Raw genomic sequence first — 12,246 nt, 5'->3', positions numbered from 1 at the left:
AGGAAACCTCTCATGAGCATCAATCTCGAACTGCCGAAGAAGCTGCACACCACGATCGACCAGGCGCATCAGGCGGCAGCGGAGATCTTCCGTCCCATCTCGCGGAAATATGATCTGCGCGAACACGATTACCCGGTCGAGCTCGACACGCTGGCCAGCCTCTACGACGGTCTCGCCGAGACCGGTCAGGCCGGCGCCGGCGCCGACGGCGGTCGCAGCCAGAAGAAGAAGGAAAAGCCGGTCGCCGAGGGCCAGGTCGTCAACGGCGGCAACATGCAGTCCGTTGTCAACGTCATGGAGACCTCGTGGGGCGACGTCGGCCTCATGCTGTCCATTCCCTATCAGGGCCTGGGCAATTCGGCGATCGCCGCGGTCGCGACCGATGAACAACTCGAGCGCTTCGGCAAGGTGTGGGCCGCGATGGCCATCACCGAGCCGAGCTTCGGCTCCGACTCGGCGGCGGTCTCGACCACCGCGACGCTCGACGGCGACGAGTACGTCATCAACGGCGAGAAGATCTTCGTGACCGCCGGTTCGCGCGCCACCCACATCGTGGTGTGGGCGACCGTGGACAAGAGCCTCGGCCGCGCCGCGATCAAGTCCTTCGTGGTCCCGCGTGATCACCCGGGCGTGGAAGTCGTTCGCCTGGAACACAAGCTGGGCATCCGCGTCTCCGACACCGCGGTCATCCGCTTCGACAACTGCCGAATCCCCAAGGACAACCTCCTCGGCTCGCCCGAGGTGGACACCAAGAAGGGCTTCGGCGGGGTCATGCAGACCTTCGACAACACGCGGCCCCTGGTCGCGGGAATGGCCGTGGGTGTCGCCCGCGCCGCGCTCGAAGAGCTGCGCCGCGTACTCGATGAGGCGGGCATCGAGGTCGACTACGACCGTCCGGCGGCCGACCAGCACGCCGCCGCGGCCGAATTCATCCGCATGGAGTCGGATTTCGAAGCCGCCTACCTGCTGACCATGCGCGCCGCGTGGATGGCCGACAACAAGAAGCCGAACTCCACCGAGGCGTCGATGTCGAAGGCCAAGGCCGGACGCACGGTCAACGACATCACCAACAAGGTCGTCGAACTGCTCGGCACCCTCGGCTACTCGGAGCGTCTCCTGGTCGAGAAGTGGGCACGTGACGCCAAGATCCTCGACATCTTCGAGGGCACCCAGCAGATCCAGAACCTCATCATCGCCCGTCGCGTGCTCAACAAGAGCAGCGCCGAGCTGAAGTGAGGCACTGAAACCTCTCACAGGATTCGGCCCCCGCCATCACTCCGGTGGCGGGGGCCGGATCGCGTTCGGGGAGCGTGCCGTTCAGGACAGGCACGCCAGGCCCATCCCCGCCACACACGCGGCGACCGAAGCGATCAGCGTGCCCACCGCGTACACCCCGGCACGCACCCGGTGCCCGTTCTGCGCGAGCCGCACGGCCTCGAGGCTCGCGGTGCTGAAAGTGGTGTAGCCACCACAGAATCCGGTACCGACGATCGCCTGCAGTTCGGATGGCGCGGCATGGAAGATCACCAGCCCCGCGAGCACCCCGAGCAGCGCCGAACCGGTCACGTTGATCACGAAGGTGCCCCACGGCGTCACGCTCGGCCACCTGGCCCTGACGGCCCCGTCGACGACGAACCGGACGACGGCGCCGAGTGCGCCGGCCACCATGACGGCCGCCGGGATCATGCCGCGTTCTCCACCCGGGAGGGCACCCGTGACGCCAGGGCGATCCCGCACCCCGCCGCCACCAGGCCCAGCAGGACGCTGGCAACGGCGTAGGTCGCCGCCGTCGCCACCGCAGAGACACGGGTCAGTTCGGAGATCTCCAGCGCGAACGCGCTGTACGTGGTCAGCGCACCGCACAGGCCGGTGCCGCCGAACAGCCGCACCCGCCGGCGCCATCCCTCGTCACGGCCGAGTCGCGTCAGCAGTTCCAGGAGCGCACCCAGGACGAGGGCACCGATGACGTTGACCCCGAACGTCGCCCAGGGCCAATGCCCCTCGCCGGCCGGGAAGGTCTCCTCGGCCCAGTACCTCATGCCGGTGCCGATCAGACCGCCCGCGAACACCCACAGCAGCACGCGTCCACGGAGATACAACGGGCGCACATCGGGATCGGCGGGCAGCTCGGGGTGCCGGCCGACATCCGGGTCGTCAGAGCTCACCCGCCCAGTGTCCTACACGGCGGTCGGCACCGAACGGCCTCCTGGACCACGAGGTGGTACAGGACGAGGAGGTACACCGGCACGATCACGTCGAAGAAGAAGATCGGGCCGGCGTTGCCCGGCTCGAGGTTCCGCTGCGTGACCATCTTCCGGACATGCCCGACCGCCGCACCCAGGTGAACACCGCGAATGCGATGATCGTCGCGAGTCGCAGGACGCGGTCGCTCATGCCACGAGCGCTTCTCAGCCCTTCAGTTGTTCGGCGAGCGCGGTGAGCACATCCGGGTCCTCGATGGTGGACGGAACCGTGTACTCCTCGTGATCGGCGATCTGGCGCATCGTCTTTCGCAGGATCTTGCCCGACCGCGTCTTCGGCAGCGCGGGGACGACGGTGACGTCGCGGAAGGTGGCGACAGCGCCGATCTCCTCGCGCACCTTGGCCACCAGCTCGGCGCGCAGCGTCTCGGCGTCGATGTCGACGCCCGACTTGAGCACCACGTACCCGCTCGGACGCTGACCCTTCAGGTCGTCGTGGATTCCGATGACCGCGCATTCCGCGACGGCCGGATGGGAGGCGACGACCGCCTCGATGCTGCCCGTCGAAAGCCGGTGTCCGGCCACGTTGATCACGTCATCGGAGCGGCCGAGGACGAACACGTAGCCGTCGGCGTCGAGGTAGCCGGAATCGCCCGTGAGGTAGTAACCGTCGAACGCGGCGAGGTAGGACTTGCGATACCGCTCCTCGTCCCGCCAGAGTCCGGCGAGCGTGCCGGGCGGCAGCGGCAGCTTGATGACGATGCTGCCCTCCTCGCCCGGGGCGACCGGCTTTCCCTCGGCGTCGACGACCCCGACCTCGTATCCGGGAACCGGCACCGTCGGCGAACCAGCCTTGATCGGCATCGGTTCCAGCCCACGGAGGTTCGCGGCGATCGCCCAGCCGGTCTCGGTCTGCCACCAGTGATCGACGACCGGCACGTCCAGGATCTGCGACGCCCACGTGAAGGTGTCCGGGTCGAGACGCTCGCCCGCGGCGAACAGTGTCTGCAGCGAGGAGATGTCGTATCTGGCCGGCTCCGCGGCGTCGGGGTCGGCCTTGCGGACGGCGCGGATCGCGGTCGGCGCGGTGAACAGCGCCTTCACGCCATGATCGGAGATGACGCGCCAGAATGCACCGGCATCGGGCGTGCCGACCGGCTTGCCCTCGTACATGACGGTCGTCGCGCCCACCATGAGCGGCGCGTAGACGATGTAGGAATGACCGACGACCCATCCGACATCGGAGGCGGTCCACCAGACGTCGCCGGTGGAGATGTCGTAGATGTTCTTCATCGACCAGGTCAGGGCGACCGCGTGGCCGCCGTTGTCGCGGACCACGCCCTTGGGCTTTCCGGTCGTGCCCGAGGTGTAGAGGATGTAGAGCGGATCGGTCGCGGCGACCGACACGGGTTCGGCCGGCGACGCGGAGGTCATCGCCTCGTCCCAGTCCAGCCAGCCGTCGTGATCGGCGGCGGCGCCGGGGATCTCGGGGCGATCCTTGACGATGACGGTCGCCGGCGCGGCGGTCGAGATCTCCATGGCCTTGGACACCATCGGCAGGTATTCGACGGTACGGCCGGGCTCGAGTCCGCCCGACGCGGTGACGATGGCGACCGGTTCCGCGTCGTCGATGCGGGCGGCGAGTTCCGGTGCGGCGAAACCGCCGAACACCACCGAGTGCACGGCGCCGATGCGGGCGCAGGCGAGCATCGCGATCGCGGCCTCGGGGATCATCGGCATGTAGATGATGACGCGGTCACCGGCGGAGATGCCGCGGGCGGCGAGCACGCCGGCGAACCGCGACACCTCGTCGAGGAGTTCGGCATAGGTGAAGCGGCGCACCTGGCCGACCATCGCCGAATCCCAGATGAGGGCGGTGCGGTCGCCGTTGCCCGCGTTCACGTGCCGGTCGAGGGCGTTGAACGAGGTGTTGAGGGCGGCGTCGGGGAACCACCGGTAGAACGGGGCGTCCGAGTCGTCGAGTGCACGGGTCGGCGGGGTGGTCCAGTCGACGGCCTGCGCGGCCTCTAGCCAGAAGCCTTCACGGTCCTCGACCGCTCGGGTGAATGCTTCGCTGTACCGGCCCATCGCGGCCATCCTTTCGACGTCATCCAACGCACGGCGCGACACCGACGTGCCGCGCCGCCCTTAGAGGGTAGCCATGTGACCGTCGACACCCAATCGGTTCCACGCAGATGCGCCGAACGGTGCCCCGGACGCGACGAACGGCGATCCGAAGCGGTGTTCGCGGCGCGCGAGGTCAGGGTCTGCGCAACTCCTCGACGGCTTCGGTCACCCGATCCAGGAAGGCCCGGACGGTGTCGAGTTCGGCCTCGGAGAAGTCCCCGGCGACGGCGTGCACGCACTTGATGATGGGGCCGAAGAAATCCCACCCCATGTCCTGCGCATCTTCGGTGACGTGCAGGATGACCCGGCGGCGGTCCTTCTCGTCGCGCGCCCGGGACACCAGGCCGCGCTCCTCCAACCGGTCGACCAGCGCGGTCGTCGATGCGCTGTTGAGACCGAGGTGGCCGGCGAGCCAGCCCGCCGTCGCGACCTCGCCGGCGCGCGCCCGGTCCAGCAGCGCGATCAGGGCACGCACGTCGGTGGCGTGCAAGACGTTGCGGGCCGCGAACTCCGAGCCGAGCAGTTCGAGCTCGACCGTGAGCGACCGAAGACGGTGAACGAGGTCCTCGTGAGCCACGAAAACACTGTACGACAGTCCCTCGACGCTCTAATATCTCGATCATCGAGCTAATCGGATCGGGAGGTCGGGACGATGACCCCACGGACGCCGCTGGAATTCGCCTCGACCCCCGAGGGCATCACGTTCTTCGAGGCCTACGACGCGCTGATCTTCCGGGCCGGCGCCCGACCGGTCGATGTCGAGACATCGCACGGTTCGACCCGGGTGAACAGCCTCGGCACGGCCCCGGACACACCGGTGGTGCTGCTTCCGGGGGCCGGGGCGACGTCGGCGTCGTTCGTCGACGTCCTGCGCCCCCTCGCGTCGAGGCGACACGTCCACGCGGTCGACATCCTCGGCGACACCGGGCGTTCCATACCGGGACCGGGGCGACCGCGCACCGTCACAGAACTCCTCGGCTGGCTCGATGAGGTACTCGATGCGCTCGGGGTCGACGAGGTGGATCTGGCGGGGCACTCGTACGGCGCCATGATCGCGCTGGCATATGCGACCGGAGGTCATCGCGACCGGGTCCGGCATCTCACGCTCCTCGAGCCGACCTCGTGTTTCGTCGGTTTCCGGGCCGGCTACCTGCTCCGCGCACTCCCCACACTCGTCGCACCGAACCCTGATCGACAGCGTCGATTCCTGGAGTGGGAGACCGCTCACGCCCGTCTCGACGACGGCTGGGTGCAGATGTACTGCGCCGGGGCACGCTTCCCCACCGGCAAGACGATCGTCCCCGGACGTCCTTCCGCAGAGGCGCTGTCGACACTCGACGGCGGCAAGGCGGTCACCATGATCTTCGCACCGCACAGCAGGGCACATGATCCCGTCCACGTCGCCACACGCATCCGAGCGGTGTTACCCGATTCGCGGATCATCATGTTGCGCAACGGCTCTCACCACACCGTACCGTTGTTCCCTGCCGACGAGATCACCGAGGCACTGATGGGCTCCGCAGCCTCTGGCGGGTGAGGGATGCAGCGATCCGGGGTTTCACCGCGATCCGGGGTTTCACCGCGACGCGAGCCCCTTCTGCGGCAGCGCGAACGCATCGGCCCACCGGACTCCCGGCACGACGGGCCGGGTGTCGCGCCGTACAGCGCCGAACCGGCGACGGTGTGCGCGATCTCCGTCGGTGACGACCAGTTCCACCCCTCGTCCGAGTCGACGACTCAGTCTGCGCGCCGTCCGGCCCGGGCGCCCGGACGAGGTGCCGACGACGACACCGGCACCGAGATCGCCGGCGGCGTCGTGCAGCACCGTCACCGGATCACCGAATTCCGACCGCGTGACCACCGACCGCGCGCCGAGCCAGAGGGCCAGTTCGCGGGCGGTGCGCAGGTGTTCGTCGACCGCGGCCGACCCGGTGAGCAGGTAGGCGTCGTCCTTCAGCGCGTCGTGGAGGCCGGTTGGCGCCTCGGTGCGGCGTCGAGCGGCCGCACACACCAGCACCAGTTCCCCACCGCCGGCCCGCACCACCGCCTTCAACGCACGGCGGGACGCCTCGCTCCCGGAGATGCCGACCACCACCGGCCGGCGGTCGGAGATGTCGCCGAGTCCCGCGCGGGCCGGCGACGCGACCCATCGTGCGCCGCGAAGGCCCGGTCCCGGGTGTCCTGGTATGAGCATCATCGTCTCGTCCTCTCGTGACTGCGCGGAAACGTGCTGCTCACAACGCTATGGAGAGGACGATGCCGAATCGCCATGCCGCGGGAGGAACCCTTCTCCACCCCTGGGTGGAGATCGGAATCCATCGGCGGGCGGAGGCCCGGGAGCCCGTTGCGGACCTATCCTGGAACGGTGACGCGCTTCACAGCCGACCTGCGCCGCCGGATCGAACGGGCCGGCGGGGACTACCCGCCGCAGTATCCGGCCGTCATCCTCTCGGCCAGCGCGCTGGTGACGGCGATCTCCGCGCTGCAGCGCATCTCTTCCGCCGGGACGATCGGATGGGTGATCGCGGGACTCGTGTTCGCGGTGATCACCCTCACCGTCGACCTGTCCCTGCCGCCGTCGTCGTACGCCTGCTTCACCGTCATCGCGAGCACCGTGTGCTTCCTGATGACGCCGGTACCCACCGATGCCGCCCCGCTGCAGCTGGTGCTGGTGGCCGCGATCGGCGCGGCCATGTACCCGCTGCGCACCGGCCTGGTGGTCACCGGCCTGTCCATCGCGGTGATCGCCGTCTTCGGACTGTTCGGCGATCTCGGCTCCCCCGCGCTGTATGCGCTCGGCGTCGCGATCGGTTGGCTGATCGGCTACATGGTGCTGATCCAGAAGCGCCTCGCCGACCACCGTGCCCGCGTGCTGCGCGCCCGGGCCGAACGGGCCGCCAGCGATGAACGTCGCCGCATCGCCCGCGAGATCCACGACGTCATCGCGCACTCGCTGTCGATCACGATGCTCAACGTGACCGGTGCCCGGCGTGCCCTCGAACAGGACCGTGACGTCGATGAGGCGATCGACGCCCTGTCCGACGCCGAACGCCAGGGACGGCAGGCGATGACCGAGATCCGCAACATCGTCCACGTCCTCGGCAGCGGCGAGAACCCGAGACCGACCGCCCCGACGCCCGACGCCTGCGACCTCGAGGCCCTCATCGACGACTACCGGAAGGCCGGGGTCCACATCACCGCGCGCATCGCCGGCGACCTCGACGCCCTGCCCGAGCCGGTGTCGGCCGCGCTGTACCGGATCGCCCAGGAATCACTGGCCAACGTCGTCAAGCACTCCACGGCGAACCGGGCATCGGTGGAGGTCGACGTCGCCGATTCCGTTGCGATCACCATCGCCAATCCGTTCACCGGCCCCCGCCCGCGTCACCAGGACGGGTCGGGCATCGACGGCATGACCCAGCGGGCGGCACTCCTCGGCGGGTCACTCGAGACCGGCCACGCCGACGGGATCTGGACCGTGCGGGCCGAGCTGCCGACCCGCCTCGGACCGGACGACACCGGCACGCCGGTCGAGGCTCGACGGGGCTGGGCCCGGTTATGACCGAGACCGGCCCCACCGACGTCCCCGCGGAACCGATCCGCGTGCTGCTCGTCGACGACCAGGAGCTCATCCGCACCGGACTTCGGCGCATCTTGCGGCCGCGCGACGGATTCGACATCGTCGGCGAATGCGCCGACGGCTCCGAGGTCCTCGCCGCCGTCGTCGAGCACCGCCCGGACATCGTGGTGATGGACCTGCGGATGCGCAACGTCGACGGCATCGCCGCCACGTCGATGGTCCGCAGTCTCCGCGAACCGCCTCCGGTGCTGGTGCTGACCACCTTCGACGACGATGACCTGCTGTCGGGCGCCCTGCGTGCCGGGGCTGCGGGCTTCATCCTGAAGGACTCCCCTGCCGAGTCCCTCATCTGGGCGGTGCGCGCAGTGGTCCGCGACGGGGCGTTCCTCGATCCTGCGGTGACCGGACGGGTGCTCAACGGTTTTCGACGCGCCGGTCGCGAGCAGGTGGCCGCCCCGCCCGAACTCACCGACCGCGAGGCCGATGTGCTGCGCCTCATCGCCCGCGGCCTGACGAACGCGGAGATCGGTACGGCACTGGGGATCTCGCAGGTGACGGTGAAGAGCCACGTCAACCACATCTTCACCAAGCTGGACCTGCGTGACCGCGCCGCCGCGATCGTCTACGCCTTCGATCACGGACTGGTGCTCGCCGCGCACGATTGAGTCCGGAACACCGGGGCCGGATACACCGGGATCCGAGTACCCCGGGTCCGGACCGCACTCGACTCAACCGAGCCGGACCTCGACCCCGTCGGCGAACCGGTACGGCCCGGTCATCAACAGACCACCGAATCGCTTGCGCAGGCGCGACATCTCGGCACGGACCGTGACCACCCGATCGTCGACCCCGAACAGGTGCGTGGACAACTGGGCCGCGGTGACGCCGCTCCGGTTGCGCGCGAGGCAGGACAGGATCTCGCCGTGGCGCGGCGAGCACTGATGCGTCCACCCGCCGCTCGGCCCTTCGACAGCCACCTCGAGGCATTCACCGCCGACGGCAGTGGTCACGGTGCGCAGGACGACACTGGTCGTCGAGGTGCCCGTCGCCTCCGCCACCCGCACCAACCAGCCACCGGGCAACGGTTCCACATCACACTCACCGAGAGCTCCGAAGAACCTGCGTCCCGGCCCCACTCCGCGCGGCAACAGCAGACGACTGCGCGGGGACACCGAATCGACCGCCGCCACCCAGCCGTCGACATCGACCGCGAGGGCGGGACCCGGCGAGCGCGCGAGGATGGGCGCAGCGACCGCCCGCAGGCAATCGAGGCGACGGTGATGCTGTTCGCGAAGCTGCGATTCGGCGAGCTTCGCCACCGCGTGCACGAGGGCGAGCGTCGTCGGATGGATCGTCGCCGCGGGACCCGACACGTCGACCACGCCGAGAACCTCCCCGGTGCGCGGGTCACGGATCGGTGCGCCCGTGCACGTCCAGGAGTGGTGACTGCGGACGAAGTGTTCGGCCGAGAAGACCTGGATCGACCTGCCCGACATGAGCGCCGTGCCGATCGCGTTGGTGCCGACCGAGTTCTCGGCCCAGTCCGCGCCTTCCACGAAGCCGAGGTGATCGGCCCGGGTGAGCACCCGCGGGGATCCGCTGCGCCACAGGACGCGACCCGCCGCGTCGGCGATGACCAGGATGTTGTCCCCGCCGTCGATGAGCGAGTCGAGATTGCGGGCCAGGTCGTCCACGACCTCGGCGAGTCCGGAGCCCCGGCGCCGATCCTCGAGCTCGTCGAGGTCCAGGAGACGGTCGATGCCGGAGTCGGCGTCGGGATCGAGCCCGGCGGCCTGCAGTCGCCTCCAGGAATCGTCGATGACGGGGCGGGGACGAGCGGGCATCCGGCCGCCGGACATCGCCGCGTCGTGGACGGCGGACAGCACGTGGGCGAACTCCCGGGGATCGTCGCCGGCCTGGACGGCGGGCTCCAGGTCGGGGGTCCGGTCGGAAATCGTCATCACCACGATTGTGCGTCACATCACATTCGCGGGGCAATCCTGCCCTCGGTCGCAACGGGTTGCAACCCTTGCGACCACTTGTCCTGGAGGCGTCTGCTGTCCCCAACGGGATTGTGGTGCGCATCACTTTCGGTTTCCGGCCGACACCGCGCCCATCGAGATGAGGAGAGTCAATGACCCAGACGCTGGAGCCGGTGGTCGTCACCGGTCGCACCCCACAGCAACGGATCGATGCCTGGCTGGAGGAGTTCGAGTCCGCACTTGCCGCCCTCGACATCGGACGCGCCACGGGCGCATTCCTCACCGACAGCTATTGGCGAGATCTGACCGCGTTCACCTGGAACATCAAGACGGTCGAGGGCCACGAGCAGATCGCCGACATGCTCACCGCACGCCTCGCCGACACCCGCCCGGCGGGCTTCGCCACCACCGAGCCGGCCACCGACGACGGGGACGGGGTCGCCTCGGCCTTCATCTCGTTCGAGACGGCCGTCGGACATTGTGAGGGACATGTGCGCATCCGTCCCGACGCCGACGGAGTGGACAGGGCCTGGACGCTGCTGACCACGATGCAGGAACTCAAGGGATTCGAGGAGAGGCGGGGCGCCACACGTCCGCTGGGCGCCGTCCACGGTTCTGATCCCGACCCCAGGTCGTGGGCGGAGAAGCAGGCCGACGAGGAGCGCCAACTCGGACGCGACGTGCAACCGTACGTTCTCGTCATCGGCGGCGGTCAGGGCGGTATCGCGCTCGGCGCGCGGCTCCGGCAGCTCGGTGTGCCGTCGATCGTGGTCGACCGTCACGAACGGCCCGGCGACCAGTGGCGCAAGCGGTACAAGTCGCTGTGCCTGCACGACCCGGTCTGGTACGACCACCTCCCCTACCTGCCGTTCCCGGAGAACTGGCCGGTGTTCGCGCCGAAGGACAAGATCGGTGACTGGCTCGAGTTCTACACGAAGGTCATGGAGGTGCCCTACTGGTCGAAGACCACGTGTCTGTCGGCGTCCTACGACGAGGCCGAGGGCCGGTGGACCGTCGAGATCGACCGTGACGGTGAACGGATGACCCTGTACCCGACACAACTGGTGCTGGCGACGGGTATGTCGGGCAAGCCGAATGTGCCGGCCGTTCCGGGACAGGACATCTTCGCCGGCGAGCAGCATCACTCGAGTCGGCACCCGGGGCCCGACGACTACGTCGGCAAGAAGGTCGTCGTCATCGGCTCCAACAACTCCGCGCACGACATCTGCAAGGCGCTGGTGGAGAACGGCATCGACACCACGATGGTCCAGCGGTCGTCCACGCACATCGTGAAGTCGGATTCGTTGCGGGAGATCGCACTCGGCGGCCTCTACAGCGAGGAAGCCGTCCAGGCCGGGATGACCACGAAGAAGGCGGATCTCACGTTCGCCTCCCTGCCCTACCGGATCATGCACGAGTTCCAGATCCCGATCTACGACAAGATCCGGGAAAAGGACAAGGAGTTCTACGACCGTCTGGAGAAGGCCGGCTTCAAACTCGATTTCGGCGACGACGGTTCAGGTCTGTTCATGAAATACCTGCGACGCGGCTCGGGTTACTACATCGACGTCGGTGCCAGCGAACTGATCGCCAATGGGACGATCAAGCTCGTCCAGGGCCAGCTCGACCACCTGACGGAGAACTCGGTGGTCCTCGCCGACGGCACCGAACTCGAGGCCGATGTGGTGGTCTATGCAACGGGATTCGGTTCGATGAACGGGTGGGCCGCAGATCTGATGGGCCAGGAGGTGGCCGACCGGGTCGGCAAGGTGTGGGGACTCGGTTCCGACACCACCAAGGACCCCGGTCCGTGGGAGGGCGAACAGCGAAACATGTGGAAGCCCACGCAGCAACCGGGACTATGGTTCCACGGCGGCAATCTCCATCAGTCACGCCACTATTCGCTGTACCTGGCGCTGCAGTTGAAGGCTCGCTACGAAGGCCTGGACACCCCGGTCTACGGTCTCGGCGAGGTACATCACCTCAGCTGAGCACCGACGACCGAGCACCGAGCACCGAGCACCGACCACAGAGCACCGACGGCGAGTGCCCCGTGACCGTGATGGTCGCGGGGCACTCTCGTAACTGGTCGGCACAGTTCTCCTGGGCGCTGCGGCGGGGGGTGGTCGGCGGCCTCTTGCGGAGTCGCTTCCAGGAGTCGAGACACCGCGCCGGGACGTTCGCCGGCCATGAGAGGATGCCGGCCGCAACCGTCCTGTCGGTTGCGGCCGAAATATGAGAAAGGCCCCGTATTCGACGATCTGGTCATCGAATACGGGGCATTTCTGAAATTGTGTTCGGCGGTGTCCTACTCTCCCACACTGGTTAAGGTGCAGTACCATCGGCGCTGGAGGGC

The 12,246-nt window shown here is 68.3% G+C and carries 11 protein-coding genes and 1 pseudogene; 5 read left to right on the top strand and 7 right to left on the bottom strand.

Features of this window, described 5'->3' with window-relative positions; all coding sequences use genetic code 11:
- Positions 1 to 12: 12 nt before the first annotated feature.
- Positions 13 to 1,236 carry an acyl-CoA dehydrogenase family protein gene (locus ABFT43_RS20575; protein WP_347962139.1) on the top strand — a complete coding sequence of 408 codons (1,224 nt, stop codon included), beginning with the start codon at positions 13 to 15 and terminating at the stop codon, positions 1,234 to 1,236.
- Between the two features lie 81 nt (positions 1,237 to 1,317).
- On the opposite strand, the gene ABFT43_RS20570 is transcribed toward ABFT43_RS20575, so the two are convergent.
- From ABFT43_RS20570 to ABFT43_RS20550, 5 genes and pseudogenes are all read right to left on the bottom strand, one after another.
- Complete coding sequence (locus ABFT43_RS20570) at positions 1,318 to 1,686, bottom strand: fluoride efflux transporter FluC (protein ID WP_347962138.1); 369 nt, start codon at positions 1,684 to 1,686, stop codon at positions 1,318 to 1,320.
- Positions 1,683 to 2,165, bottom strand: coding sequence for a fluoride efflux transporter FluC (locus ABFT43_RS20565; RefSeq protein WP_347962137.1), 483 nt, complete (start codon positions 2,163 to 2,165; stop codon positions 1,683 to 1,685). Before ABFT43_RS20565 ends, ABFT43_RS20570 begins: the two co-directional genes overlap by 4 nt.
- A pseudogene (locus ABFT43_RS20560) lies at positions 2,162 to 2,379 on the bottom strand (DUF6790 family protein); the annotation flags it as partial. The pseudogene ABFT43_RS20560 and the gene ABFT43_RS20565, both read right to left, overlap by 4 nt.
- A gap of 29 nt (positions 2,380 to 2,408) precedes the next feature.
- Complete coding sequence (locus tag ABFT43_RS20555; protein ID WP_347962136.1) at positions 2,409 to 4,289, bottom strand: propionyl-CoA synthetase; 1,881 nt, start codon at positions 4,287 to 4,289, stop codon at positions 2,409 to 2,411.
- Between the two features lie 172 nt (positions 4,290 to 4,461).
- Positions 4,462 to 4,905 carry a MarR family winged helix-turn-helix transcriptional regulator gene (locus ABFT43_RS20550; protein WP_347962135.1) on the bottom strand — a complete coding sequence of 148 codons (444 nt, stop codon included), beginning with the start codon at positions 4,903 to 4,905 and terminating at the stop codon, positions 4,462 to 4,464.
- A 75-nt stretch (positions 4,906 to 4,980) separates the two neighbouring features.
- Between ABFT43_RS20550 and ABFT43_RS20545 the strand changes: the two genes are divergently transcribed.
- Positions 4,981 to 5,865: an alpha/beta fold hydrolase gene (locus ABFT43_RS20545; RefSeq protein WP_347962134.1), complete on the top strand. Its 885-nt coding sequence runs from the start codon at positions 4,981 to 4,983 to the stop codon at positions 5,863 to 5,865.
- Between the two features lie 39 nt (positions 5,866 to 5,904).
- On the opposite strand, the gene ABFT43_RS20540 is transcribed toward ABFT43_RS20545, so the two are convergent.
- Positions 5,905 to 6,525 (bottom strand): universal stress protein, encoded by a 621-nt coding sequence (locus ABFT43_RS20540; protein ID WP_347962133.1) that lies wholly within the window; start codon positions 6,523 to 6,525, stop codon positions 5,905 to 5,907.
- Between the two features lie 168 nt (positions 6,526 to 6,693).
- Here ABFT43_RS20540 and ABFT43_RS20535 point away from each other — a divergent pair, with 168 nt between their 5' ends.
- Both ABFT43_RS20535 and ABFT43_RS20530 read left to right on the top strand, forming a co-directional pair.
- A complete protein-coding gene (locus ABFT43_RS20535; RefSeq protein WP_347962132.1) occupies positions 6,694 to 7,890 on the top strand; it encodes a sensor histidine kinase in 1,197 nt (398 codons plus the stop codon).
- Positions 7,887 to 8,573: a response regulator transcription factor gene (locus tag ABFT43_RS20530; RefSeq protein ID WP_347962131.1), complete on the top strand. Its 687-nt coding sequence runs from the start codon at positions 7,887 to 7,889 to the stop codon at positions 8,571 to 8,573. The genes ABFT43_RS20535 and ABFT43_RS20530 overlap by 4 nt, the downstream gene beginning before the upstream one ends.
- Positions 8,574 to 8,636: 63 nt before the next feature.
- Here the strand turns inward: ABFT43_RS20530 and ABFT43_RS20525 are convergent, their stop codons facing one another.
- Entirely contained in the window at positions 8,637 to 9,869 is a 1,233-nt protein-coding gene (locus ABFT43_RS20525) for a helix-turn-helix domain-containing protein (protein ID WP_347962130.1), read from the bottom strand.
- Positions 9,870 to 10,042: 173 nt separating this feature from the next.
- Between ABFT43_RS20525 and ABFT43_RS20520 the strand changes: the two genes are divergently transcribed.
- Positions 10,043 to 11,881 (top strand): flavin-containing monooxygenase, encoded by a 1,839-nt coding sequence (locus ABFT43_RS20520; protein ID WP_347962129.1) that lies wholly within the window; start codon positions 10,043 to 10,045, stop codon positions 11,879 to 11,881.
- Positions 11,882 to 12,246: the final 365 nt, after the last annotated feature.

This window comes from Gordonia aurantiaca (assembly GCF_039939235.1).
GTDB lineage: Bacteria > Actinomycetota > Actinomycetes > Mycobacteriales > Mycobacteriaceae > Gordonia.
The sequence above is the reverse complement of the archived record's forward strand: the minus strand, read 5'-3'. Positions and strand labels throughout refer to the sequence as shown.

Coding starts and splice junctions, on each gene's coding strand:
- ABFT43_RS20570 (WP_347962138.1), bottom strand. CDS start 1,686: ATGATCCCGGCGGCCGTCATGGTGGCCGGCGCACTCGGCGCCGTCGTC.
- ABFT43_RS20555 (WP_347962136.1), bottom strand. CDS start 4,289: ATGGGCCGGTACAGCGAAGCATTCACCCGAGCGGTCGAGGACCGTGAA.
- ABFT43_RS20575 (WP_347962139.1), top strand. CDS start 13: ATGAGCATCAATCTCGAACTGCCGAAGAAGCTGCACACCACGATCGAC.
- ABFT43_RS20525 (WP_347962130.1), bottom strand. CDS start 9,869: ATGACGATTTCCGACCGGACCCCCGACCTGGAGCCCGCCGTCCAGGCC.
- ABFT43_RS20540 (WP_347962133.1), bottom strand. CDS start 6,525: ATGATGCTCATACCAGGACACCCGGGACCGGGCCTTCGCGGCGCACGA.
- ABFT43_RS20520 (WP_347962129.1), top strand. CDS start 10,043: ATGACCCAGACGCTGGAGCCGGTGGTCGTCACCGGTCGCACCCCACAG.
- ABFT43_RS20530 (WP_347962131.1), top strand. CDS start 7,887: ATGACCGAGACCGGCCCCACCGACGTCCCCGCGGAACCGATCCGCGTG.
- ABFT43_RS20545 (WP_347962134.1), top strand. CDS start 4,981: ATGACCCCACGGACGCCGCTGGAATTCGCCTCGACCCCCGAGGGCATC.